General features: G+C 57.4%; 17 protein-coding genes and 2 pseudogenes. 18 read left to right on the forward strand and 1 reads right to left on the reverse strand.

The annotated features are described in order from the left end of the window. The first annotated feature begins 34 nt into the window (after positions 1–34). The 14 genes and pseudogenes from GE107_RS10455 (at position 35) to GE107_RS10515 (ending at position 17147) form a co-directional block, all read left to right on the forward strand. The gene (locus GE107_RS10455) at positions 35–886 is read left to right on the forward strand and encodes a sugar phosphate isomerase/epimerase family protein (protein WP_219639662.1); all 852 of its coding nucleotides are present in this window, start codon (positions 35–37) and stop codon (positions 884–886) included. A gap of 4 nt (positions 887–890) precedes the next feature. Continuing rightward, the gene (locus GE107_RS10460; RefSeq protein WP_219639665.1) at positions 891–1913 is read left to right on the forward strand and encodes a Gfo/Idh/MocA family protein; all 1023 of its coding nucleotides are present in this window, start codon (positions 891–893) and stop codon (positions 1911–1913) included. A gap of 18 nt (positions 1914–1931) precedes the next feature. Further along, positions 1932–2714 carry a glucosamine-6-phosphate deaminase gene (locus tag GE107_RS10465; protein WP_219639667.1) on the forward strand — a complete coding sequence of 261 codons (783 nt, stop codon included), beginning with the start codon at positions 1932–1934 and terminating at the stop codon, positions 2712–2714. Then, the gene (locus tag GE107_RS10470; RefSeq protein ID WP_219639669.1) at positions 2711–3895 is read left to right on the forward strand and encodes an N-acetylglucosamine-6-phosphate deacetylase; all 1185 of its coding nucleotides are present in this window, start codon (positions 2711–2713) and stop codon (positions 3893–3895) included. The genes GE107_RS10465 and GE107_RS10470 overlap by 4 nt, the downstream gene beginning before the upstream one ends. Next, entirely contained in the window at positions 3892–4782 is an 891-nt protein-coding gene (locus GE107_RS10475) for a sugar phosphate isomerase/epimerase family protein (protein ID WP_219639671.1), read from the forward strand. Before GE107_RS10470 ends, GE107_RS10475 begins: the two co-directional genes overlap by 4 nt. Before the next feature lie 19 nt (positions 4783–4801). After that, positions 4802–5902: a Gfo/Idh/MocA family protein gene (locus tag GE107_RS10480; protein ID WP_219639673.1), complete on the forward strand. Its 1101-nt coding sequence runs from the start codon at positions 4802–4804 to the stop codon at positions 5900–5902. Between the two features lie 5 nt (positions 5903–5907). Further along, positions 5908–7134, forward strand: a complete 1227-nt coding sequence (locus GE107_RS10485; RefSeq protein ID WP_219639675.1) for a Gfo/Idh/MocA family protein — start codon at positions 5908–5910, stop codon at positions 7132–7134. A gap of 176 nt (positions 7135–7310) precedes the next feature. Beyond that, the gene (locus tag GE107_RS10490; RefSeq protein ID WP_219639677.1) at positions 7311–9854 is read left to right on the forward strand and encodes a beta-mannosidase; all 2544 of its coding nucleotides are present in this window, start codon (positions 7311–7313) and stop codon (positions 9852–9854) included. A 52-nt stretch (positions 9855–9906) separates the two neighbouring features. Further along, positions 9907–10473, forward strand: a pseudogene (locus tag GE107_RS27405) (thiamine pyrophosphate-binding protein); the annotation flags it as partial. Positions 10474–10746: 273 nt separating this feature from the next. Beyond that, positions 10747–11055: pseudogene (locus tag GE107_RS27410) on the forward strand (thiamine pyrophosphate-dependent enzyme); the annotation flags it as partial. A gap of 20 nt (positions 11056–11075) precedes the next feature. Further along, on the forward strand, positions 11076–12860 hold the full coding sequence (locus GE107_RS10500) for a glycoside hydrolase domain-containing protein (protein WP_219639681.1): 1785 nt from the start codon (positions 11076–11078) through the stop codon (positions 12858–12860). Positions 12861–12875: 15 nt separating this feature from the next. Beyond that, positions 12876–13361 carry a hypothetical protein gene (locus GE107_RS10505; RefSeq protein WP_219639683.1) on the forward strand — a complete coding sequence of 162 codons (486 nt, stop codon included), beginning with the start codon at positions 12876–12878 and terminating at the stop codon, positions 13359–13361. A 359-nt stretch (positions 13362–13720) separates the two neighbouring features. After that, positions 13721–15355 carry a response regulator transcription factor gene (locus GE107_RS10510; RefSeq protein ID WP_219639685.1) on the forward strand — a complete coding sequence of 545 codons (1635 nt, stop codon included), beginning with the start codon at positions 13721–13723 and terminating at the stop codon, positions 15353–15355. Further along, positions 15348–17147, forward strand: a complete 1800-nt coding sequence (locus GE107_RS10515) for a cache domain-containing sensor histidine kinase (RefSeq protein ID WP_219639687.1) — start codon at positions 15348–15350, stop codon at positions 17145–17147. Before GE107_RS10510 ends, GE107_RS10515 begins: the two co-directional genes overlap by 8 nt. Before the next feature lie 72 nt (positions 17148–17219). Here GE107_RS10515 and GE107_RS10520 read toward each other — a convergent pair whose 3' ends face one another. Next, complete coding sequence (locus GE107_RS10520; protein ID WP_219639689.1) at positions 17220–18416, reverse strand: right-handed parallel beta-helix repeat-containing protein; 1197 nt, start codon at positions 18414–18416, stop codon at positions 17220–17222. A 215-nt stretch (positions 18417–18631) separates the two neighbouring features. Here GE107_RS10520 and nagA point away from each other — a divergent pair, with 215 nt between their 5' ends. The 4 genes from nagA (at position 18632) to cntA (ending at position 24910) form a co-directional block, all read left to right on the forward strand. Further along, entirely contained in the window at positions 18632–19810 is a 1179-nt protein-coding gene (gene nagA / locus GE107_RS10525) for an N-acetylglucosamine-6-phosphate deacetylase (RefSeq protein ID WP_219639691.1), read from the forward strand. Then, the gene (locus GE107_RS10530; protein ID WP_219639693.1) at positions 19807–22026 is read left to right on the forward strand and encodes a family 78 glycoside hydrolase catalytic domain; all 2220 of its coding nucleotides are present in this window, start codon (positions 19807–19809) and stop codon (positions 22024–22026) included. The genes nagA and GE107_RS10530 overlap by 4 nt, the downstream gene beginning before the upstream one ends. A gap of 91 nt (positions 22027–22117) precedes the next feature. Then, positions 22118–22852: a ThuA domain-containing protein gene (locus GE107_RS10535; protein ID WP_219639830.1), complete on the forward strand. Its 735-nt coding sequence runs from the start codon at positions 22118–22120 to the stop codon at positions 22850–22852. A 459-nt stretch (positions 22853–23311) separates the two neighbouring features. Next, positions 23312–24910, forward strand: a complete 1599-nt coding sequence (gene cntA, locus GE107_RS10540; RefSeq protein WP_219639695.1) for a staphylopine-dependent metal ABC transporter substrate-binding lipoprotein — start codon at positions 23312–23314, stop codon at positions 24908–24910. The last annotated feature ends 30 nt before the right edge of the window (positions 24911–24940 follow it).

Genomic DNA, 24940 nt, shown 5'->3' on the forward strand with positions numbered 1-24940 from the left:
ACGGCCCTTATGAAGGAAGGAGGCCGCTCCGGTGTTGTCAGGCAGATTGGGCGTTTTAACGGATGAGGTTTCCGACCGGTATGAGGAAGCGCTCGATTGGGCGGCGGAGATGGGCCTGAGCCATGTGGAGGTGCGCGTCGTGGATGGGCGCAATGTCGCGGAGCTGAGCGACGAGCGGGCGCTTGAGATCGGTCGGCAGGCTGAAGCAAGGGGATTGTTCATTTCGGCCGTGGCTTCGCCGCTGTTCAAATGCGCTTTGGATCCTTCGAGGACCGTGGCGTCGGGAGATACTTTCGGACAGAAGGAAGAAAGTGCAGATGCTCATCACAAGAAGCTGGCGAGAGTCATCGAGCTTGCCAAGCTGCTCGGAACGCATCGCATCCGGATCTTCTCGTTCTGGCGTGAGGAATATCCGCAGTTGCATACCGGGGAAATCGTCGGCCATCTACGTAAAGCTGCCCGGGTTGCTTCACAGGAGGGAGTCCTGCTTCTGCTCGAGAATGAGCCTTCCTGTAACGGAGGCGTTGCCGAAGAAGTGGCGGCGCTCGTTCGTTCGGTCGGATCGCCTGCCTTGCTCGCGCTGTGGGACCCGGGCAACGAGGCGTATGCGGGCAGGGAAGCATATCCGTCGGGATATGCCTCCGTGAAGGGGCTTGTGGGCCATGTCCATCTTAAGGATGCGTACGTCGGCCATGACGGCAAGGGGCGATGCGTGCCTCTGGGAGCCGGTACCGTTAAGGTGATCGCACAGCTGCGCACATTGGCTGCGGACGGATATAAGGGGCTCTATACGATCGAAACGCACTACATACCGGAGGACGGGAGCCGGATGACGGGAACGCGCATCACGCTCGAGGCGCTGAAGGCGCTTGTCAAGGAGGTATAGGCGCATGGCTCAGTGGCGGTTCGGCATGATCGGCTGCGGCAGCATCTCCGACATGCACATCGAGGCGATTCGCCGGATTGAGGATGCAAGTCTGACCATCGTATCCAGCCGAAACGAAGCGAAAGCGAGAGCGGTGGCAGAGCGCGAGCGCTGCGCCTGGACGACCGATTACGGAGAGCTGCTGAAGCGTCCCGACGTCGATATCGTCTGCGTGACGACTTCGAGCGGCAGTCATGCGGCGATCGGACTTGACGTGCTTCAAGCCGGCAAGCATCTCGTCGTGGAGAAGCCGATCGCCATGAACGCGAGGGATGCGCAGGCTTTAGTCGACAAGGCCGCGGAACGGGGCGCCACCCTCTCGGCCATCTCCCAGAGGCGGTTCGAGCCCAACAACCAGGCGATCAAGCGGGTGCTGGACGAAGGCGGCTTGGGCAAGCTGCTGCTTGCGGAGGTCACGCTTCCGTATTACCGCAGCCAGGACTATTACGACAGCGCGGATTGGAGAGGAACGGTTGCCGAAGACGGCGGCGTACTCATGAATCAGGGCATTCATTGCCTGGACCTCATGCTCTGGTTTGCCGGCAAGGCGCGTACGGTGTTCGGCAAAACGGCCACGCAGACGCATCGCATGGAAGCGGAGGATTTGGGACTGGCGATCGTGCAGTTCGAGAACGGGGCTTACGGCACCGTAATGGCCTCGACCTCCATCTCGCCGGGGTATGCGTCGTCGATCACCCTGTATGGGGAGCGAGGCACCATCAAGCTGGAAGGCTCTTCGATCGTGCGCTGGTCCGTGCCCGGTTGGGACGAACCGGACCGGATGCAAGAGAAGACTTTCGGAGGCGTGTCCGATCCGAGGAATATCGTTTCCGATTTCCATCAGCGCCAACTGATCGACGTCATCGCCTCCATCCAGACGGGCAGGAAGCCGCTGAGCTCGGGCGAGGATGGACTGAGAGCCGTTCAGTTGGTCGAAACGATCTACCAAAGCGCAGCCGGCGGTACCGAGATTCTGCTCGGCGGCTAGCGGAAGGAGCGAAGCAAAATGGCAGTACGGTTGCAGCCTGTCAAGGAGGAGAAGGTGGATTCCCTGCGCGTCCGCGTGTATCGCAGCCGTGACGAGACGGGAACGGCGGCGGGAGAAGCCGCGGCGGCTAAGATGAAGGAACTGCTGGCGCATAAAGAGCGGATCCGCGTCATTTTCGCGGCAGCCCCTTCGCAGAATGAAATGCTGGACGCACTCGCATCCGATCGGGATATCGAGTGGCCCCGCGTCACGGCTTTTCACATGGACGAATATATCGGAATGCCTGACGGCGCCCCTCAGGCGTTCGGCCGGTATTTGCGCGAACGGCTGTTCGATCGGGTGCAGCCGGGCCGCGTCCACTATATCGACGGCACGAACGGGATCCGCGAGGAATGCCGCCGTTACGAGGCGCTGCTAAAGGAAGCGCCGATCGACATCGTCTGTCTCGGGATCGGGGAGAACGGGCATATCGCCTTCAACGATCCGCCGGTCGCGGATTTCAACGACCCGCTCCTGATCAAACCGGTTGAGCTTGACGAAGTTTGCCGGCAGCAGCAGGTGAATGACGGCTGTTTCGGCTCGTTCGGAGAAGTTCCGACCCGCGCGCTGACGCTCACGATTCCGGCCTTGCTCTCCGGCGCCCATCTCATCTGCGTCGTTCCGGGCGAGAGAAAGCGGCAAGCGGTGGCGCGCACGCTGCGCGGGCCGATTGTTCCGGATTGTCCGTCCTCGATTCTGAGGAACCATCCCGACTGCCTGCTGTTCCTGGACGAAGCGTCTTTCCCGGTGACGGAACGATGAGGCTGAAGGCGCTTCACTATCAAACGGAGCAACCGGTTGCGATCGACATCGAGAATGGGACGATCGTCCGGATTGCGGAAGCCGAAGCAGATTGGGAGGAAAGGCTGTCGCTGCCCTTCGCGGCGCCCGGTCTCGTCGACTTGCAGTTGAACGGTTACGAGGGGATTGACTTCAACCGGATGCCGCTGACCGCCGATGAGATCTGCGATGCAGTACGGAAGCTATGGCAGCAAGGGGTGACCGCGTTCTACCCGACGATCGTGACGAACCGCCCAAATTCGATCCTGCAAGCGATGACGGCGATCCGTCAAGCCTGCAAGCGCGATCCGGCCGTTGCATCGAGCATTCCCGGCATCCATCTGGAGGGACCGTTCATTTCGCCTCACGACGGGGCAAGGGGCGCACATCACAAAGCATACGTCAGACAACCGGATTGGGAGCTGTTCTGTCACTGGCAGGAAGCGTCAGGAGGCCGCATCGCCATCGTCACGCTCTCTCCCGAGTGGGAAGGAAGCGGGACGTTCATTCGCAAGTGCACGGACAGCGGCGTAACGGTTTCGATCGGCCACACCTCGGCGATGCCGGAGCAGATTCGCGAAGCCGTCGCATGCGGGGCGCGTTTGACGACGCATTTCGGCAACGGGGTTCATCTGACGCTGCCGAGGCATCCGAATTATTTGTGGGAACAGCTTGCCCAGGACGAACTGTGGACCTGCCTGATTGCGGACGGCTTCCATCTGCCGGACCAGGTGTTGAAGGTTGTTTTAAAGGTGAAGGGACCGCGCGCGCTACTCGTCAGCGATGCCGTATATTTGAGCGGGCTGCCGGCCGGCGAATATACCACGCACATCGGCGGACGGGTGGTGCTGAGCCCGGAGGGCAGGCTCTACATGGCGGAGCAGGAGCAGCTTCTGGCGGGTTCGGCGCAGCTGCTGCTACGGGGAATCGAACATCTGGCAAGCCGCGGATTGGCGGAGCCGGCTGCGGCTTGGGACATGGCGTCCACCGGACCGGCGGGGTTCATGGGCTTGCCTGCCGCCGCAGGTTTGTCTGGGGGTGCGCCGGCGGATCTCGTCCTGTTCAGGCGGGAGAACGGCAAGATCACGGTCGAACGCACCTATAAATCGGGAAAGCTCGTTTTCGATGCGTCAGCGCGACATGGAGAGGGGGAAGCAGGATGAAGCTTGCGGCATTCAGCGGCGTTTTCATCGAACATAGCATGCAGGAAGCAATGCAGTTGACGAAGAAGCTCGGACTGGACGGCATTGAGATCGCGGCGCGCGAGCCTCATCTCCCGCCGAACGCCAGCCTGGCCAGAGTCCGGGAAGCGAAGGCGCTCGCCCGCAGCCTGGGGCTGGACATCCCGGTTCTGGCCGGGTATGCCGGAGGCTTCTCCGACGTCGGGGACGGCGAAGCCCAGAGCGGCTTGGAGGAGTTCAAGAAGCTGCTGGAGATCGCCGGACACCTGGACTGCGGCATGGTCCGCGTCTTTCCGGGCGGCCCGAACGCCTTCCTGGCGAGTGATTACCATTACGCCAAAGCGGCGCACTGGTTGAATCTGTGCGCTGAAGAGGCCAAGAAGCACCAGGTGAAGGTTCTGATGGAAATTCATAACGACTCGCTCGTCGAGACCGTGGACGGCAGCTTGCGTCTGCTCGGCATGATCGATTACGACAACGTCGGCATAATCCACGACGCGGGCAATATGTACATCACCGACACGGATTACGGCCGGGAATCCGTCCTTAAGCTGGGCGACCGCCTGTTCCACGTCCATATCAAGGACGAACTGCGGATTGACGAAGTCGGAGCTCCCGGAACGTTTACGTCATTGACCCGCCACGGCGAGGAGAAGTTCCTGCATAGCCGGTTGGGCGAAGGAGGGGCCGATCACCGGCCGCTGTTCGACGCCCTTCGGGAGGTTGGCTATTCCGGCTGGATGACGCTGGAATGCCATGCGCCGTTTCCGGCCTACGAGAGGCTGGAGCACGACCTGAACGTCGTCCGCGGAATGCTCGCTGCCCCCGGCGGCCGGAACGGGAACCCGTTTGCCGCACATTCCGAATAAAGGAAAGAGGGATCGATCCATGACCAGCAGCCCATTGAAGGTAGGCATTATCGGACAGGGCCGCAGCGGCCGCGACATTCACGGCAAGCTGCTGGTGCAGCTTCCCGGGCATTACCGCGTCGCAGCCATCGCGGACGCTTTGCCGGAGCGCCGGGAACGCGCGCGCAAGGAATTCGACTGCAACACGTATGAAACCTGGGAGGGGATGGTCGATCAGGAGCAGCTCGACCTGGTCGTCAACGCGTCGCCCAGCCATCTTCATTATCCGATTTCGCTGGAATTGTTAAATCGCGGCATGAACGTCCTCTGCGAGAAGCCTCTTGCCAAAACCCCGGAGGAAGTGGACCAGCTGATCGCAGCGTCCGAGCGCTCCGGCAAGCTGCTCGCCGTCTTCCAGCAATCCCGCTATCATCCCGCGTTCCAGCAAATCCGGCGCGTCATCGACTCCGGAGTGCTGGGGCGCATCGTTCAGGTCGATATCAGCTTGAACGGCTTCGCGCGCCGTTGGGATTGGCAGACGCTGCAGAGCAACAACGGCGGAAACCTGATGAACACGGGGCCGCATCCGGTGGATCAGGCGCTGCAGTTGTTCGGCACCGACGCGCAGCCCCAGATCACCTGCATCATGGACCGGGCAAATACGTTCGGAGATGCGGAGGATTACGTGAAGCTGCTCATGAGGGGGCCGGGCCGTCCCGTCATCGACATCGAGATTTCCTCCTGCTGCGCTTATCCGCAGGATGCCTTCAACATTCAGGGCACGAACGGAGGGTTGCACGGCAGCTCCGACTTTCTGGAATGGCTATATTTCAAGCCTGAGGAAGCGCCTCCCCAACAGCTCGTCAAGGAGCCGCTGATCAACGCGGACGGATTGCCCGCCTATTGCAGCGAAACGCTGACGTGGCATTCCGATACCTGGACGATGTCGCTGCCCGAGGGACAAAGCTTGTTCGAGCATATGACCGAGAGACTGTACCTCATGCTCCATCACGCGTTGACGACGGGAGCTCCTCTTGAAATTACGCCCGAGCAGGTGCGCCTGCAGATGTGGGTCATGGAGGAGTGCAGGCGCCAGAACCCTCACATCTATACCGGGGAATCTGCCGTCGCTCACACCTGAGAACGATGGCGGTTCGCAGCGCCTTACTGATCGGCACGGGCGGCTACGGGAGAATCCATCTGAATGAGCTGGTCCGGCTGCAGGATGAAGGCGTTCTGGCGCTCGCCGCGGTATGCGACCTGCGGCTATCCGAGCATGCGGCGGGCATCGTCGCGGAGCGGGGCATCCGGCATTACGGCGATTACCGGGACATGCTCGCGGGCGAGAAGTCCGCCGATTTCGTCATCGTCTGCACGCCGATTCAGCATCATGCTCCCATGTGCATCGACGCGCTGGAAGCCGGATTTCATGTGCTGTTGGAGAAGCCTCCGGGTGCGACCATTCAGGATGTCGACCGCATCCTGGAGGCGGTCCGCCGAACCGGCAAACATTGCGCCGTCAACTTCTTCAGCCCGTCATCGAAAGCGCTGTCGCTGATCGGGGGGATTGCCTCCCTCGGCGAAATCGGCCGCATTCGCGGCATCAAGGGTCTCGCTCTACTGACCAGGACAAGCGCGTATTTCCGCCGCACGCCGTGGGCGGGCAAGCTCATGTCAGGGGGTGATCCCGTGATGGACGGCGCATTCCATAACCCGTCGGCGCACTTGCTCTACAGCATGCTGAAGCTCGCGGAGGTGCTGGCCGAAGCCGCGGGCCAGTCCGCCTTGCCCGCGAGGGTAAACGCCGAGCTGTATCACGCCAACCCGATCGACAGCGACGACACGACCGCGATGCGCATCGAGATGAGCGACGGAACGGAGCTTGCCTTCTATGTCACGCTATGCGCGCGGCAAACCGAAACGCAGCGTATTCGGATCGAGGGGACGGACGGCGCGCTCGAGTGGAATTACGACGACCAGGTAACGGTGTGGAGGAACGGAACCGTGCGCAGCCACGACTGCCGGGAAGGAGGAATCCTGGAGCGGCGATACCGGAATCTGATCCGGACGATGGACGGGGTTGACGGCCGGCTTGACGTGTCCCTCGAGTCGGCACGCAAGTTCACGCTAACGGCGAACGGGGCATTCGAATCGGCCTGCCGCATCAAGCCCGTTCCTTCCTCCTTCGTACGGCTGTCCGACGCCGCGGACGAACCCGGGGCTTATATCGAAGGGATCGAGACGACGATCAAGGAGGCTTTTGCCGCGGGCAAGTTGTTTTCGGAGATGGGCGTACCCTGGGCAATGCCATCGGGGCCTTTCGAGCTGAAGGGCTTTCATGCCTTCCCGCAGCGGTTCGAGCTTTACCGGTAGCCGCGGAACGGCTGCTCCGCAGGTCCGCCGCTATCGAGTGGCGGATTTTATTGTCCTGTCAAAGCCAAGAGTTCCCCTGTAAAAGCCAGCTTTGCCCCGTATATCGGCAGGGCCGTTCGCGATACCATCAAAAAAGGGAATGAAGAATTTACGGTGCGGGGGCGGGCGAGCAGACCATGTCAGTCGGACAAACGAGGGATTTCAAGCTGAATCGCGATTGGAAGCTGCAAAGCTTCGACAGCAAGGACAAAATCCCGGATGACGTTCACAGACCGGACTACGATGACGCCGGATGGCTGGAGACGCAAGTGCCGGGAGACGTGCATTCTACGCTTCTTGCGCACGGAGTCGTCAAGGATCCGTACTACTCGACGAACGATCAGGCGTGCAGGTGGATCGAGCGGAAAACTTGGGTGTACCGAATGGAATTCGACCTGCCGGGCGATCCGGAAGACGCCGCCGTCATCCTGAAGCTTGACGGTCTCGATACGCTGGCGGAGATTTTCGTTAACGGCGAATCCGTGGCGGTCTCGGAGAATATGTTCGTACCCGTCTTTGCCGATTTGACAGGGAAGCTGAAGCCGCAAGGCAATGTCGCGGTAATCCGTTTCGATCCCGTGGTGGCATATGCCGCAAGTCAAGACGTTTCCCGCTTCTGGTCGAAAGTCAACTATGAACGCATCTGGCTTCGGAAATGCGCCTGCAATTTCTCATGGGATTGGGGGCCGCGGATCGTAACGGCCGGTATTTGGAGGGAAGCCTGGCTGCAGATCGTCCCCAAGGCGCGAATCGATCATCTGTTTATGAAAACGCTGTCGATCGGCCGGGAGGGCGCGGAGGTGGAGATCGAAGTCGAGGTCACCTCGTTCGGGGAGGAACGTCCGCTTGCGGCTGAAATCAGCTTGAAAGGCACGTCCCACACCGCGAATCTTGAGGCACCGGTCCTGGGCGGCCGTGCATCCGTCCGCTTCACGGTAAGTAATCCCGAGCTCTGGTGGACCTTCGACCAAGGCGATCCGTTCCTGTACGAGTTGACCGTACGTCTGAAAGCGGACGGCGAGCTGCTCGACACGGCCGTCGAGCAGGCGGGAATACGGACCATCGAAGTCGTTCAGCGGTCGGAGAGCGGAAGTCCCCGATTTACCTTCCGGTTGAATGGCAGGGATATCTATGCGAAAGGCGCGAACTGGATCCCGGCCCACAATTTCCTGGGCGCGATAAGCGACGACCGCTATGCCGATCTGATCAGCCTCTCCCGGGAGGCGAACATGAACATGGTGCGCGTCTGGGGCGGCGGCATTTATGAGAAAGCCGCGTTTTACAACGAATGCTCCCGGCAGGGACTGCTCGTTTGGCAGGACTTCATGTTCTCTTGCAGCGAGGTTCCGGATTACGATCAAGCGTTCATGGCCAACGTGAGGACGGAGATCATCGCGAACGTGAAGGCGCTGCGAAACTATCCTTGCATCGCCATATGGGCGGGCAACAACGAGAACCAGGCGATCCACAGCGAGAAAATGCACGGCCGAAGCGATTACCGTTTCTATGGCGAGAAAATCTTCCACGAGCTGATTCCCGGTTTACTCGAAGAGCTGGATACGACGCGCCTGTATTGGCCGAGCTCGCCATGGGGAGGCAACGACGCAAACAGCTTCGACGAGGGCGATACGCATAACTGGGCGGTTTGGGCGGGCGACGTCTACCCCCGCCGCTACGGCGAGCAGCCCCGGATGGATATCTCTCCTTACGGGATTTCATACCGCAGGTATGCGGAAGACACATCGAAGTTCAGCAGCGAGTTCGGCATTCACGGGAGCACGGTCAAGGAAACGATGAGGCGGAACATTCCCGAGCCGGAGCTGTACTACGGCAGCTTCGAGCTGGATTACCGCAACAAGGATTACGAGCCGGAGAAAGCCGCGATGACGATGGCCGGTTACACCGGACTGCCGCGGGATTTGGACGAATATATCGATTTCTCGATGCTGTGCCAGGCGGAAGGATTAAAATTCGGCGTGGAGCACTTCCGGAGAAGAAAGCCGGAGAACAGCGGGGCCTTGATCTGGCAGCTGAACGATATCTGGCCGGGGATCAGCTGGAGCCTGATCGATTACTATCTGTTTCCGAAAGCGGCGTATTACTATGCCCGCCGGTTCTATCATCCGATTCTGCTGTCCTTCAAGGAAGAGGCGGGCGCCGTCTCGGTATGGGTCACGAACGACACCTATGATCGTTTCGAGGACACACTCACCGTCACGGTGCAGAATTGCTTCGGGAACGGGACGTTCGAGCAGTCCTATCCCGTCGTCGTCGAACCGAATGGCTCCAAGCCCGTAGTCGCGTTCAGCGCGGCCGAGGTGGAATGGCGTCTGGGCGTGATCGACAGGAGAAGCCATTTCATGGCGGTGCGGTGCGAACGCGCCGACGTGTACGACAATCACTACTTTTTCGCGGAGCATAAGGATTTGCGGTTCAGTCCCTGCCGTCTGCAAGTCGACCATGAAGCCCGCGCCGATTCGATCGCGATTACGCTGTCCACCGATTGCTTCGCCCGGTTCGTCAAGCTGGAATGCCCGATCGATCATACGATGTTCTCCGACAATTACTTCAACCTCCTTCCCGGCGAGACGAAGAGGGTCATCGTGAAGAACCGGAAAGGCACGGCGGTCACCTTCGGCGATATCGACATCGGCGCGCTGAACGCGAGGAGGAACGGGTAGACCGCAGCGGACCGTTCTACCCCGGAAGAGAGGAGGAAGGGGGGTGAGCACCATCCGTTCCACGGACCGGGAGAGGCTGATCGAGAGGCTGCTTCAGCCCGACGTCGTCTCCGGTTCCGAGATGTTGATGCGCAGCCTCCTCGTTGAGGGAGTGGAGTGCGTATTCGGTTATCCCGGCGGCGCCGTCCTGTATATTTACGACGCGATTCACGACTATGATCACCGTTTCCGGCATATGCTGGCGCGACACGAGCAGGGCGCGATCCACGCCGCCGACGGCTATGCCCGCGCTTCCGGGAAGCCCGGCGTCTGCATTGCCACTTCCGGACCGGGCGCCACCAATTTGATCACCGGCATCGCCGTCGCCCACAGGGACCGGATCCCGCTCGTCGTCATTACGGGGAATGTCGCGTTAAGCGTCAGGGGGACCGATGCCTTCCAGGAGGCGGACATGATCGGCATGACGCTTCCCATCACCAAGCACAGCTACTACATCACCGACGCTGCGGACATCCCGGACACCGTTCAGAAAGCGTTCCGGATCGCTTCGGACGGACAACCCGGTCCCGTGCTGATCGATATTCCCAAGGACGTATCCGCACAGCGGAAAGAATTCCGTTATCGGAAACAGCCCATACGTACGCCTTCGGTCCCCGCCTGGTTCACCGCTTCCGCCTCGCCGGCGGATGTTACCGGGCTTGAACAACCGCATCGCCCGTTCGCCGGGCAATACGCGGACGTCTTGCGCATGATCGCCGATACCGTTCCCGCAAACGGGATCGTAACGGCGGATGAAGGACGCTTTCACGCGCTGCTCGCCCGGCGCCGATGGCCGGCACGCTCCCTTATCTGCCCAGTCGGTATGGAAGCGCCGGGTTACAGTCTGCCGGCTGCGATCGGAGCCAAGCTGGCCGATCCGAAACGCCCGGTCGTGTCGATCAACGGAGCAGGCGGACTGCAGCGGAACGCGCAGGAATTGGCCGTATGCGCCATCCATAAAATCGCCTTGAAAATCGCCGTCTTCCCGGAAGCGGACGCCGCCGGAATCGGCAGTCCCGATTTCGTAAAGCTGGCGGAGGCTTTCGGGCTGAAGGGGCTAAGGGCGGAGCGGCCGGACGAGGCGAGAGACGTATGGATGCATGCGATGAAAGCGAAAGGGCCGGTTCTCGTGGATTTCGCGTTTGAACGATCCGGTAAATGACAGGGACAAGGAGATCGGCCATGATGAACAGTTTCTTGATTCCGGATAGGATCCGCATCTGTCCGCAGACCGGGGACGTGCTGGAGCCGCAAGCCCGCATCCGGTCGCTTGCCGACCTGACGGAGACGTCGGCAAGCCTGGTGTCGCCGCGCAACGCTTACGTATCCTTCCAGATTGCCGTACGGGTGGACGGAATGGCAAACTTGCCGTTCAGCGTCCGGGCCGACGCGCTTCAGGGCGAACGGGGCGAAATTGCAGGCGACGCGTTTTCGTTCTATGCGGAGTGGTATCATCGCGTGCAGGGAAGGTATTACCCCGACGCGCTCGTGCCGCTCGCGGCCGAAGCGCCGGAGGAGCGCACCCTGGCTTCGATCACGAGCCGGAACGCGGTGCCGGACCAGGCGTTTGCGGTATTGTGGGTGGATCTGTTCATTCCTCCGGACATTCGGCCCGGCGATTATACCGGCGCCATCCATGTGACGGCCGGAGGCGAAACGGAGACGCACGTTCTTCGCGTGAAGGCGCTTGAGACCGCCGTGCCCGACGAATCGCTCATCATCGCGGATCTGAACAGCTACGCCGACAATATTTCGCGAAGAATGGACAGCTTGCGCGGCAACGGGAACCGGTTCGAGGACGGTTCGTATTTCCAGGTGGAACGGCAGTTCTTCCGCATGGCGCATGAGCACAGGGCTTTGCTGCATTATTTGCCGTATGAGCATTCCGGCAAGATTCCGCACGCCTTCATTCCCGAACTCGAAGGACACGGCAAGGGGATGCGCGTGAAGGACTGGTCGCGGTTTGACGAGCATTTCGGTCCTTACCTCGACGGCTCCGCATTCGAAGGGACGAAGCGGGGCGCCATCCCGCTCCCCTACATGTATTTGCCTTTCAACTTTCACTGGCCGGCCGATTACGCGAAGTTCGGCATGAAAGGCTACCGCACGGAGTTCTCGGCCATTATGGGGGAGTTTTACCGCCATTTTACGGAGCGCGGCTGGCTGAAGACGAAATTCGAGCTGTTCCTGAACCATAAGAAACGCTATAAACTGTTCCCCTATGACGGTGATGAGACGCGCTTCGTCTGGGATGAGAAAATCAACGACATCTTCTATGAGCTTGCCAGGGATGTCCTGGAGAAGAAGGAAGGGGCACGATTTATTTTCCGAACCGACTCCAGCTGGAGCTACGGTCTGCATTACGGGAAGTACGCCGAAATGATTAAGCTGTGGGTCGTCAACGAGCAGATTTTCTCCTGGTTCCCGGAGAGCCTCGGGCCGCTTCGCGCGGCAGGCTGCGAGGTGTGGACCTACGGTACCGCACAGCCGATCAATCAGCCGCTGCTGGGTACCGCGATCGCCCCTCTCGCGGCGGTCGCGAGAGGCGTGGACGGGTTCGTGTATTGGGAAAACACGAAGTGGGGCGACAACTGGCAAGAGACGCCCGATTCGGACGGCAGCACCGCGATGTTCTATCCGGGGGACCGGTTATTCGGGATCGCGGGACCGATTCCGTCGATCCGACTCAAAACCCTTCGCGGCGCGATGCAGGCGGCGGACTGCATGGAGCGGTGGATACGCGAGCAGCCGGCAATCCGGCGCGCGAAGATCGGCGAGCTCATCGGCGAATCGCTGGGCATCGACAAGGACGCGTGGTGGCCGGGCAAGCCATCTTTCGTCGACCTGCCTCCCTATCGATGGGAGGACGCCATGTTCAGCGAAGCGCCCATCGCTTCGCTCCACAAGGGGCAGGATCCGGAGGCGTTCGACACGTTGAAACGGAAGCTATGGAGCCTACTCGGGTAGGGGGAGGAGCAGAAGATGGAACGCATCGCTTATCCGCTGATGGAAATCGCAAGGATCGGAGCGCTGTTCATCCCCGGCGACATGCTGGAGAACGTCATGCCGGAGGAGAGACGCGAGTATCCTCTGCTCGCGGGCGGCGCAACAAGCGAGTTCGCCGTCGGGGACGAGGTCGATTTCGTGGAGGAGAACTTTAATATGCTGAAACGGCTGCTTCTGCTTACGGAGCGGATCGATCCCGAGCGGAATCCGTACGCGGCATTATGGATTCGCCGCCCGGAAAATCCGTCGCGCGGCGAGGTCATGGTTGCCGGACGCGCACTGCCGGCGGAAGGCTATTACATTCAACCGCTGTGGCCGGAAATCCTGCGTGCGTTCGACGGCCATCCGACACGCCGGCAGCGTAATGCCGGCGAAACGGCATATTATCCGATCCGGAATTCGGATGAGGAAATCGTCGGCGTTCTGGAATTGACCGCGAACCTTGCCCCAAGTTTCATTTGATTTTTTTTGCAGGTGTCCGAATAGGCGCCGCAACCGGAATGCAGCCGGCTCTCAGCCGGTTACATCCGACTGCGGCGCTTTTTGTTGTGATTCAGAAAGTATAAATCGGCCATACTTTTTCTGAATCGCCTCCGATCAAACGTCTATCCGTCCGAAAAGGACGGCGTAGCCGTTTTACTTGGTCCGGAAGGTTGCGCGCCTGGCGCGGCGAATTATAATCTATGGGTACAAGGATAATATCGCCCTTCATTGTTTAACATCGCCTCATAGCCGTGACGGGTCGTCGGTACGCGATAATGATAGCAGGATATCGTTTTGCTGCTTTGCGGCGCAGAATCGCTAGCGGAAGGGATGGCGGAATGATGCGGGTACTGGTTGTGGACGACGAGAAGGAAATACGCAATGGACTTGTCACTCAGCTTCCTTGGTCGGATTGGGGCGTTCTCGAAGTGGTCGGCGCCGATGACGGGGATACTGCGCTGGAGCTTGCGAAGGCTTGCCGTCCGGATTTGATCGTAACGGACATCCGCATGCCGCGCATGAGCGGACTACAGTTTATTGAGGAATTGGTGCGCAATCAATACACGGGCGGCCTGATCGTCATCAGCGGGTACGATGAATTTCAGTATGCCAGGGAAGCGCTGAAGCTGGGGGTATCGGATTATTTGCTCAAGCCGATCAGCAAGGAGGAATTGGCCGAGGCCGTGGCCGTTTCGCTGCAGCGCGTGCGAGAGCAGAACGCGGAGCTGCAGAATCGGAGCCTCATTCAGGAAAGCTATGAACTCGCGATTCCCAGAATGAGGGAGGAACTGCTGAGGGAGTTGATCGGGCGGCCCTATCGAGAAAGCCAATCGCTGCGTATCGAACAGAAGCTCAAGCAGGTGAAGCTTGAATGGCTGGCAGCCGAACCTCTCTGCCTGATCGAATTCGGGATCGATAGTTTGAAAGCGATAACATCCAGGAATACGTCCGCCGATAAAGAGGAACTGCTCGGATCCGTAGGAAGTTTGCTTGAAGAACTGATTAAAGCCCGGCATCCCCTTCGGTATGTGCTGTTCCGTTCCAGGGAGGACGACTGGATCGTACTGCTTGGAGCCGGCAACCGCGGAGGCAGCGAAGACAGCCTTGCGGCCCTGTCGGAGGCGGTGTGCGATCGGGTAAGGGAACAGCTGCATATTCGGGTGAACCGGGGTTATGCCGATCGATGCGGAACGCTCGAGGGGCTCTTCGATTTACACCGCGAAGCGGCGGCTTCTCTCGAGTATTTCAAAGTACACGGTGAAGTCCGGGGATATGAGGAAGAGTCCGACACCCCGAACGCGGGCTTCGAGTATCAGCTTGCCAACGCACGGGAGCTGGTTGAGCTTCTGAAATACGGCAGCAAGCAGGACATCCGTGACGTCATGTCAGCCTTCCCAAGGCTTGCGAAATCCTGGAACGTCCATCATCCCAAAGATTTGCAACAGCGCATGTTCGAGTGGCTGCTCGAGGTCTTTCGGACCGCACAGAAAACGACGGGGTGGAAAGAGACGTGGTGGGAGAAGAATCCGATCGTCTTGTGGGAGCATCTCGAACGCTTCGATACGCTGGAATCGCTGCAGCAGGAAGCGACCGATCAGCTGCTTGCGGCGGCGGAAAGCATGAAAGCGCAGTCCGATTCCAGAAGCCAGATCGTTCACGAAGCGCAGCGCTTCATTCTTCAGCGCTATCCTGAGAATTTGACGCTTCAAACGGTAGCCGATCATGTCCATGTGACGCCGGTCTGGCTAAGCAAGCTCTTCAAGAAGGAAACCGACATGAATTTCCTGGAGTACCTGACCGACGTGAGGATGACGAAAGCCGCGGAACTGCTTGCCGATCTGAATCATAAGGTTTATCAGGTCAGCTATATGATCGGTTATCAGGATCCGGTTCATTTCTCCAAATTGTTCAAGAAGAAATTCGGTTGTACGCCGCAGGAGTACCGCAACAGCAGGGGGAGTCAGCATGAGTAAGGCGCCTCTTGTCGAGCTGGGACGATTCTCGATCCGGCATAAGGTGATCCTCCTGTTCTTTCTGGTGATTATGCTTCCGTTTCTGTTTATCGGGTACTTCTCGCATTCGAAGTCCGTTGAGGCCATTCAAAATGTAAGCGCCGCCATTTCCAGCCAGATGATGGAGAAGAATGCAAGAAATCTGGACAATTATCTGGAGCTGGTCAGCAAGACTCAGAATGAAATCATGTACTCGGCCGACATGCAGAATCTGCTGAGCATCATTCCTTCCAACACGCTGGAAGAGCTTGAGATTGCTTCGAAGCTCATCCAATATTCGAGCTCGCTGAGCAGCAATTCGCACGATTATTCCATTCGGATCTTTCCGATTGATCCTTCGCGGTATCCGACTTTCACCCATTCCATTTACCATAATGTCGACGTGGAGAAAGAGGAGTGGTTCACCGATGCGAAATCCATGAAGTCTCCCTTCTGGCAGCTGTTTCTGCCGGAAGACAACGAGGTCTTGTATAAGGAGCCTATTCTATCTCTAATTAAACAGTTATATGGACTTGAGAAGACCAGACCGCTCGGTTACGTGGCGGCTGACATTAAAGTAAGCACGTTAAGCGATTATTTGGCCCCGGTGAAGATGCTTGAACAACAGCAGGTTATGCTGATCGACGACAAAGATGTCATCGTGTATCACCAAGACCAGAGCCTGATCGGCACGAGCGTCGCCTCCAGGAAGCTTCGCGACTATTTGCGGCAAACGCCCGCTGGCGCCGATCCGATCGATATCGAAGGCGTCGAGTATATGGTCACTTATGCGCCGCTGGCCAACAACGATTGGAAAGTCGTAAGCCTGCTTCCGGTTTCCGTCCTGACGAAGCCCGTGGCGGGGATCGAACGCGTCAGCGTCCTGTTCCTTCTGTTCTATTTCGGGTTATCCGTCATTACGGTCGCCTACCTGACCTCGCGTTTTACGAATCCGATTCACCGCTTGGTTCAGGCCATGCGCAAGGTCGAACGCGGCGAATTCCTGTTCAGCGTGCCGCGAGTCAGCCGGAGGGATGAAATCGGCTGGCTGTATCTCGGCTTCGACAATCTGGTAAGGAGAATCGACCGGCTGGTTCAAAGCGCCGAGAAGGAAGCGAAGGATAAGAAAGAGCTTGAATTTCAAGTGTTGACGCATCAAATCAATCCGCATTTTCTGTATAACACGCTGGAAGCGATCCGCTGGAAGGCGGAAAGCCGCCGCGCGGACGACATCAGCGAAATGGTCCGGTCGCTTGGGAATTTGCTTCGGCTAAGCCTGAATGACGGCCGCGAACTGACGAGGGTCGAGCGGGAAATCGAGCACGTCAGGGCCTATGTAGGGATCCAATCGGCGCGTCAGGATACTTCAATCCGCGTCGTTTATATGATCGATGACGACATCATGCGGCTTCCTTGTCTGCGGCTGCTGTTTCAGCCCCTGGTGGAGAATGCGATCAAGCACGGCACCCGGCATGCCGGAGACGGAGACGCGGTCAAAATCGTCATCAAGGGATCCCGGAAACCGGATCATCTGAAATTCGAAATCATCGATAACGGCCCCGGCATTTCCGAGGAGATTCGGTCATCGCTGCTGTCTGCTGATCAGAGCGACCAGAGCCGAAGAAAGGGCGTCGGATTGCGCAACGTTCATGAAAGGCTGGTCATCTATTTCGGGGAACGGTACGGACTGCGCATTCTGAACCGGGAAGGCGAGGGTACCGTCATTGAGCTCACGCATCCGATTCTTTGCGATGAACCGGCGCAAGCGGGATAGGTTTCCATTAAGCCGATTCGAGACGGAGGGCCGTTCCGCTCAGCAATCCGCTGAAGCGGAACGGCCCATCCGTTACTCGATCGTACATTGCGAGTGCGTCTGCAGCGCGCAGTTGACGAACTCGTTATCCTCCAGCCGAATCCCGCGCGTATGCTCCTCCATGCAGATGCCGATCGTCCGCTCCGGCGGAGCCTTCGCAAAGGAAATCCGGTTCGCCGCGATATCGACGTCGTGCGTATGCCCTCGGATTCTGATGCCGACATATCCCATGGTGTCCGATCCGTTGTCTTCGATCAGATTATGCTCGATCCGATTGTAATTGGCTGCCATCGGATCCGATTCGTTCCGGAAAAAAATGCCGTAATATCCGTTCTCGGCAAACCGGTTGGAACGGATCAGGTTACGGATATCCTTATGCCCGATGGAGAGGCCGCTCATCCCGTTGCGGACGGCGGTGCAGTCCTCGACGACGCTGTCCTGCACGCGCCAGCATAAGAATATGCCGTCCTTACCGTTCTCGTTGAAGCTGCTCTTTTGAATGCGGGTGTTTCGGGTTCCGCTTCCGGGATGGACGCCTCTGCCTCCGTTACGGACGCATTCGCAATTGAGAACGTAGACGCCGGAACCCTTTTGATAACTGATCCCGTCTCCGTTGTAATGCCGAACGACGCAGCCTTCAATGCGCACGTTGTGGGCATCGAACAGAAATATGCCCGCGCAGCGGCAGCCGTCGACCAGCGTCGGATTGTTCCTGTTCCCCTCCACGATCAGGTTGCGAATTTCCACTTCGTTGCAATGATATCCGCTGATGATCGGCGTTTGCGTGGTCACGATTCCGCCGTCCGACAGAAGCGTGGTGGAGTTGAGCTCGCGGTCTAGATGCAGGATCGCGCCTTCCTTTCCCGTGACGACGGCTACCGTGTCCCCGAAGTTATCGCTTTCGGCGGCCCTGCGGATCGTGACGGTTTGACCGACAGGGAAGAGGTCGGGAATCTCGACGCTAACCTGACGTTCATGACGATCGGCGTCGGCGGTAAGGAAGGACATTCGCTCCGCGCCCTGCTGCAGTACGGTTCCGCCCGGACTGCCTACTAACTTCACGCCGGACCGAAGATGGACGGTGTTTTCCATTCGGTAGTTGCCTTCCTTGAGCCTGACCGTGCCGCCGCCCAGGAAGGATACGTAATCGACGGCGGCTTGAATGGTCCGATCGGTTCCTCCGATAAAATCGCCGGACGATTCGCCTACGACAATCGTGATTTTCTCCATATCGTCTCCTCTTTTCCTACGTGCATCGTCGCTTCCAGTGTATCATCCATTTTTTTCACGTTGCGACGGGTTGCATGAGAATGGATAAGAGCCGCTCAGTATAAGACAATATTGGCTTGTATGCCTGCGTGGCGAATCGCACTACCATTAAGATTAACAAGAGCCTTTTCGTAAAGGGGAGGCGGGGCACATGAGGGAGAAATGGAGGAGGGAGAGTGGACGTGATTCGCGATAACCCCCTGGATCATCGGCTGCTTCTGGTTAATGGACGAATCTACGCAGGGGGACGCGTCATCGACAACGGATCCCTGCTGGTTGGGAGCGAGGGACGGATCGAAGCGGTGGGCGGTACGGAGCTGAGATCGGCAGAAGCTCCGGTTCGTGATGTGCAGGGAAGCATGGTGCTCCCCGGTTTTATTGACGTTCATGTCCACGGCGGCGGCGGATATCAGATGATGGATGGAAATTACGAAGGAATCGCCGGTATGAGCTGGTTCCATGCCGCACACGGCACGACTTCGTTTCTGGCTACAACGGATTCGGCCTCGGAGGAGGCGATTCTGAAAGCGCTTCGCAATGCTTCCGAAGCAGAGGCTAAAGGACTGAACGGCGCCGAACTGCTCGGCGTCCATCTGGAAGGCCCTTTTCTTCATCCCATCCGCGGCGGGGCACAGGACAAGCGGCATATCCGGCCGGCTTCAAGGAGTGAGCTTGAGCGGTACGTCGAGGCTTCCGGAAGCCGGATTCGGCTGGTAACGCTTGCGCCAGAGATCGAAGGGGGATTCGAAGCGGTCGACATGTTGACACGACTTGGCATCACGGTTTCGATCGGCCATTCGGACGCCACGTATGCGCAAGTGCTGGAAGCGGTCCGTAGAGGGGCTACCCATACGACCCATCATTTTAACGGCATGAGCCCTTTCCATCACCGGGAGCCGGGCGTCGCCGGCGCCGGATTGATGCTCAGCGAGCTTACGACGGAACTCATTGCAGATGGGATACACGTCCATCCCGCAGCAGTGAAGCTGCTGTTCGAGACAAAAGGCGCCCGGCGCGTCTGTCTCATCACGGATGCGGTTTCCTGTGCCGGTCTGCCCGACGGAGAGTATGGGCACCTGGCGATGAAGGACGGCCAGATTTGGCTGAAGGACGGCTCCAGCTTGGCGGGAAGCTCTCTGACGATGCTGAAGGCGCTGAAAAATGTCCTCGCTTATACCGGTTATCCGCTTGAGGGGCTCCTTCCTTCGCTAACGGAGGTGCCTGCCCGGCAAATCGGCGTATCGGATCGGAAAGGCTCGCTTGAAGCCGGCAAAGACGCCGATCTGCTGATTCTGGATGATGAGCTGAACCTGCTTTCCACCTTCGTGAGGGGTCGGGAGGTTTATGCACGATGAACACGAAGAAGACATGGCGGGCGAGATGGATTCAGGACGCCAGCTTCGGCGGTTTCGCGCCGCTGCATTTGTTGCATAAGGAGCTCGAGCCGATTGAACTGCCGGAACACCCGGCCGAACTGCTTAATCGGCATATGCTGGTGCGCCGGGTCTTTACGCTCCGGGCGGATGATTGCGCAGGCAAACGGATGTGGCTAGATATTTCGGCGGACGATTATTTCAAGCTGTATTTGAACGGCGCGTTCGTCGCGCAAGGTCCCGCGCAAGGGTATGCGTTCCATTACCCCTACTTGCGCTTGGATGTCACGCAGTGGATGCGTCCAGGCGAGAATGTGATCGCCGTGCACGTGTATTATCAAGGATTAATCAATCGAGCTTACAACAGCGGCGACTTGCGGCAGGGCATGATCGCCGAGCTGTTCGCGGACGATCAGCTGCTGCTGGAGAGCGACGATACCTGGAAATATACCGTTGCCCGCCAATACGGCGATGGGTTCGCGGAGACGGTCGGTTATCGGACGCAGTTTCTCGAGCATATCGACAGCAGGCTGGAAGACCGCGGCTGGCGTGAGCTGGCATACGACGACAGCGCCTGGCATGCGTGTCATCCGGCGAAGGATGACGACCATCATTTCGTGTTGCAATTGACACCCCCGCTCGCCGTGTATCGGCGCGCACCCGCGTCGGTTGCCAACCCGGAACCCGGACGTTACCTGATCGATTTCGGCACGGAGCTGACCGGCCAATTCACGATGGAAGCGTGCGGCGCACCCGGCGAGCGTCTGGAAATCCGCTGCGGGGAAGAATTGGACGAGACCGGCGAGCATGTGCGATATGATATGCGCTGCAACTGCAAGTACCGTGAATGGTGGACGCTTTCGGGCGAGCTTGATGTGCTGGAGCCATTCGAATACAAGGCGTTTCGTTATGTCGAGGTGATCGGCCCACCGGCTGCGATTCGAACGGCATCGTTCGCCGCGATCGTGCGTCACTATCCTTTTGACAGCGAAAGCTGCCGGTTTGAAACATCGGACGCGATGCTCGATCGGGTCTGGACGATATGCCGCAGCGGCCTTCAATACGGCACGCAGGAACAATTCGTCGACTGCCCGAGCCGTGAGAAAGGCCAATACCTGGGCGATAACACGGTTATCATGCACGCCCATATGTATGCGACAGGCGATTTGCGGATGGTGAAGAAGGCGCTCACCGATTTTGCGCTTGCCGCGCAGCATATTTGCCCAGGGGGCATGGCGGTGGCTCCGGGAAGCTTCATGCAGGAAATCGCCGATTTTTCCTTACAGTGGCCCATGCAGCTATTGGAATATTACCGTCACAGCGGAGACATTCATTTCCTGCGCGAGATGGAGCCGATTGCAACGGCGTTGATTCGGTATTTCGATCGCTACCGCCAATCGAATGGGCTGCTTGAGCAGGTCAGCGATAAATGGAACCTCGTCGATTGGCCGGAAGGGCTGCGCGACGGCTATGATTTTCCTCTTCCGCGCCCGGTAGGTCCCGGTTGCCACAATGTGGTCAACGCATTCTACTACGGCGCGTGCAGGGCGCTTGCCGACATCCGCGCGGCATTAGGGATGGATGAGGGAGCAGACGGGTTAACAGACGGGTTGGAGCGGTTCCGGGACCGGTTCGTGCAGGCGTTCTACGACGCGGACAATCGGCGATTCGTCGACGCGATCGGCTCGAATCACGCTTCTCTGCATGCGAACGCGCTTCCGCTGCTGTTCGGGCTTGTGCCTGACGACGCGGTTTCGTCCGTCGCTTCCTGGCTCAAGGACAGAAATATGAATTGCGGCGTTTATTTCTCCTACTTCCTGCTGAAAGCACTGGCGGCAGTCGGCGAGACGGAGTACGTATACGCCAGATTGACGGCGGATGACGCACATTCATGGGGGAATATGGTCAAGGAAGGCGCGACGACTTGCTTCGAGGCGTGGGGGAAGGAGCAGAAGTGGAACACCAGTCTGTGCCATCCGTGGGCCAGCGCGCCGATCCCGCTGTTCATCGAAGAAATCATAGGGCTGAAGCCCGGGGCTCCCGGGTGGGAAACCATCCGACTGGCGCCGCGTATCCCGGACTCGCTGGAGAGCTTCGACTTTGCGTGCCGCGTGCGCACAGGTACGATCCGTATTGCATACGCACATGGGAAACTGGGGATCGAAGCGCCGGAAGGTGTGCCGATTATTGTTGGTTAAGGGCTATTGACATTTTACCTATTTGGCGTGTGCTGCAGGTATGTTTGAGAAAGCAGGACAGAGTAAATATCCGGCATGGAGGAGATGGACAATGAACAAAAGACTGCGAGTTACCATTTGGAATGAATTTCGTCATGAAAAGGAAAACGAGAAAGTGCGTTCCGTCTATCCGGATGGCATGCATGTCGCGATCGGAGAAGGATTGGATGAGGACGTAGAAGTTGCTTACGCCACGCTGGACGAACCGGAGCACGGTTTATCGGAAGCACGTCTGAATCATACGGACGTCTTGATTTGGTGGGGCCATCGAGCGCATGACGAGGTACAGGACTCAATCGTTGAGCGTGTACGGCAAAGAGTGTTGAAAGGGATGGGGCTGATCGTACTTCATTCTGGGCATTTTTCCAAGGTGTTTAAGTCGCTCATGGGAACGAGCTGCGATTTGAAGTGGCGGGAAGCGGACGAAAAGGAACGGATTTGGATCGTCTCTCCCGGACATCCGATTGCGGCGGGCGTCGGCGAGTATTTGGAACTTGAAACCGAAGAGATGTACGGCGAGCATTTCGATATTCCGGAACCCGATGAGCTTGTGATGGTCAGCTGGTTTGAAGGAGGAGAAGTCTTTAGAAGCGGATGCACATTCCGTCGCGGACAGGGGAAAATCTTCTATTTCCGCCCAGGGCACGAAAAATATCCAACCTACTACAACGAGCAAGTGAGGCTTGTGATTCGAAATGCGGTCCATTGGGCGGCGCCTACGACTCGGGAATATCCGACATACGGAAATCACAAGCCGCTCGAGATTATTAAGGCTAAGGGACACTAAGCAACCGCAGTTTTATAGTCACAGCATACGGGAAATAAACGTCGTGGGACAAGAACATATTTTCATTCAAATCCGCGCTCAGCGCGGCTTTTCATTTTATCGAGGCAAATTCTTGTCCTTTGGTCGGGAAAAGAACTTACATCGCTTCCCGATTGAGGACAAGAACTTGCATAGTTTGCCGCGTTCGGGGGGTGGTGTATTGTTGAGGGCGATGTGTGTGAGCTTTTGCCGAAGAGACAGCGCGCACCCAGGAAATCAGTGCTTCGGGGGATTCATCCTCTGAGTGTGTAAAATGGAGCATGCGAAAACAAACGATCAGGAATCTGCAAGGATACATGAACATCAAGGGGAAGTTGCAGTCCACCTCCAGATTGAGGTGAAGTCATTGACAGCATCCCATTTTTTTACTATACTCCAATTCGTAATCATTACGATTAGAAAGACATAGGGGGATAAGTCATGACAAGAATGGTTTCAATATTATCTTTCATGGTATGCATTGTACTTCTGGCAGGGTGCGGTGACGGTGGAGCGAAAACAGGGTCAACGGGTCGGGGCAATGAGTTGGTATATGCAACGGTGAAAGACATTAACGATATGAATCCTCATTTGTACAAAGGTTCTTTGCCTGCGCAAGGCATGGTGTACGAATCATTAGTTGAGAAGACGGAAGGTGGAATCCAACCGTTACTTGCTGAATCTTGGGATATTTCCAATGATGGAAAAGTCTATACTTTTCATCTCAGAAAAAACGTAAAATTCCACGACGGTCAGCCATTTAACGCCGAAGCAGTGAAGAAAAACATGGAAGCGGTACAACGCAATGCAAGCAAGCATTCCTGGATCAAGCTCTCCACAAAAATCGTGAGCTGCAATGTAATCGATGAGCATACGGTTGAACTCGTTCTATCCGAACCCTATTATCCGACTTTGCTTGAATTGTCGATGACCAGACCTTATGTATTCGTCTCGCCCAATAATTTCGTTAACGGGGAAACGAAAGACGGCGTAAGCGGTTATAACGGCACAGGTCCGTATAAGCTCACTGAACATAAAGTCGATCAGTATGCCATCTTTGAAGCAAATGAAAACTATTGGGGCGGCGCGCCCAAGGTAAAGAAAATTACGGCTAAAGTTCTTCCTTCAGGGGAAACGACCTATCTGGCATTGAAAAAGGGTGAAGTCAATTTCGTATTTACCGATGATCGAGGTACGGACAGTCTTGATGTTGAAGCGATGAATCATCTGGCGGATTCGGGTGACTATCAAATCGTTCGAAGTCATGCAATGAATACGAAGATGATCGTGGCCAATAGCAGCAAGACCGACAGTCCGGTACATGAAACGGCTGTTCGCGAAGCGATTTGGTATTCCATTGACAGAGAGACCATCAGCAAACAAATATTCAAGGGAACAGAATCAGCAGCCCAAACCCTATTCTCGTCCAACGTGAATTACGCCAATGTCGATCTGAAAAAACGCGGCTATGATTTGGAAACCGCGAAAAAGATTTTGGAAGAAGCAGGCTGGGTCTTGGAGAATGGCAACGCTATCAGAACGAAAAAAGGAAGCCAATTGGTTATGAAGCTCTATTATGATGCCAGTTCTTCCTCTCAAAAATCACAGGCTGAATGGATCCAAAATTCATTGAAAAAAATCGGGATGGGGCTGGAGCTTGTCGGCGAAGAGTCAACTTCAATCGCGAATCGACGATCGACTGGCGACTATGATTTATTGTTTAATCAAACCTGGGGACTCGCTTATGATCCTCAGAGTACAATCGCAGCATTTACGACAAAGTCTTCTTATTACCATACGACAAGCGGCATTTCGAAAGCGGATGAACTCTACAAGAAAATCGATCAGGTTATGGTGTCCATGGATGAGAGTACCCGAAATACGTTATATGCGGATATTTTGAAAATCGTTCATGAAGAGGCCGTCTTTATTCCCATTACGAATGGAAGCGTCACGGTCGTGGCTCCAAAAACCTTGCAGGGCATCTCGTTTAAGCAAACGCAATTTGAGCTGCCATTTGAGCGAATGTACTTTGAATAAGCAGATCCATAAGAAGGGGGTAACCCCTTT

This window comes from Cohnella sp. CFH 77786, assembly GCF_019400745.1.
Taxonomy (GTDB): domain Bacteria; phylum Bacillota; class Bacilli; order Paenibacillales; family Paenibacillaceae; genus Cohnella.

What these genes read in the sequence shown, in the direction of transcription:
- GE107_RS10460 (WP_219639665.1), top strand. Translation starts at nt 891, where the DNA reads ATGGCTCAGTGGCGGTTCGGCATGATCGGCTGCGGCAGCATCTCCGAC.
- GE107_RS10465 (WP_219639667.1), top strand. Translation starts at nt 1,932, where the DNA reads ATGGCAGTACGGTTGCAGCCTGTCAAGGAGGAGAAGGTGGATTCCCTG.
- GE107_RS10470 (WP_219639669.1), top strand. Translation starts at nt 2,711, where the DNA reads ATGAGGCTGAAGGCGCTTCACTATCAAACGGAGCAACCGGTTGCGATC.
- GE107_RS10475 (WP_219639671.1), top strand. Translation starts at nt 3,892, where the DNA reads ATGAAGCTTGCGGCATTCAGCGGCGTTTTCATCGAACATAGCATGCAG.
- GE107_RS10480 (WP_219639673.1), top strand. Translation starts at nt 4,802, where the DNA reads ATGACCAGCAGCCCATTGAAGGTAGGCATTATCGGACAGGGCCGCAGC.
- GE107_RS10485 (WP_219639675.1), top strand. Translation starts at nt 5,908, where the DNA reads ATGGCGGTTCGCAGCGCCTTACTGATCGGCACGGGCGGCTACGGGAGA.
- GE107_RS10490 (WP_219639677.1), top strand. Translation starts at nt 7,311, where the DNA reads ATGTCAGTCGGACAAACGAGGGATTTCAAGCTGAATCGCGATTGGAAG.
- GE107_RS10500 (WP_219639681.1), top strand. Translation starts at nt 11,076, where the DNA reads ATGATGAACAGTTTCTTGATTCCGGATAGGATCCGCATCTGTCCGCAG.
- GE107_RS10505 (WP_219639683.1), top strand. Translation starts at nt 12,876, where the DNA reads ATGGAACGCATCGCTTATCCGCTGATGGAAATCGCAAGGATCGGAGCG.
- GE107_RS10510 (WP_219639685.1), top strand. Translation starts at nt 13,721, where the DNA reads ATGATGCGGGTACTGGTTGTGGACGACGAGAAGGAAATACGCAATGGA.
- GE107_RS10515 (WP_219639687.1), top strand. Translation starts at nt 15,348, where the DNA reads ATGAGTAAGGCGCCTCTTGTCGAGCTGGGACGATTCTCGATCCGGCAT.
- GE107_RS10520 (WP_219639689.1), bottom strand. Translation starts at nt 18,416, where the DNA reads ATGGAGAAAATCACGATTGTCGTAGGCGAATCGTCCGGCGATTTTATC.
- GE107_RS10530 (WP_219639693.1), top strand. Translation starts at nt 19,807, where the DNA reads ATGAACACGAAGAAGACATGGCGGGCGAGATGGATTCAGGACGCCAGC.
- GE107_RS10535 (WP_219639830.1), top strand. Translation starts at nt 22,118, where the DNA reads ATGAACAAAAGACTGCGAGTTACCATTTGGAATGAATTTCGTCATGAA.
- cntA (WP_219639695.1), top strand. Translation starts at nt 23,312, where the DNA reads ATGACAAGAATGGTTTCAATATTATCTTTCATGGTATGCATTGTACTT.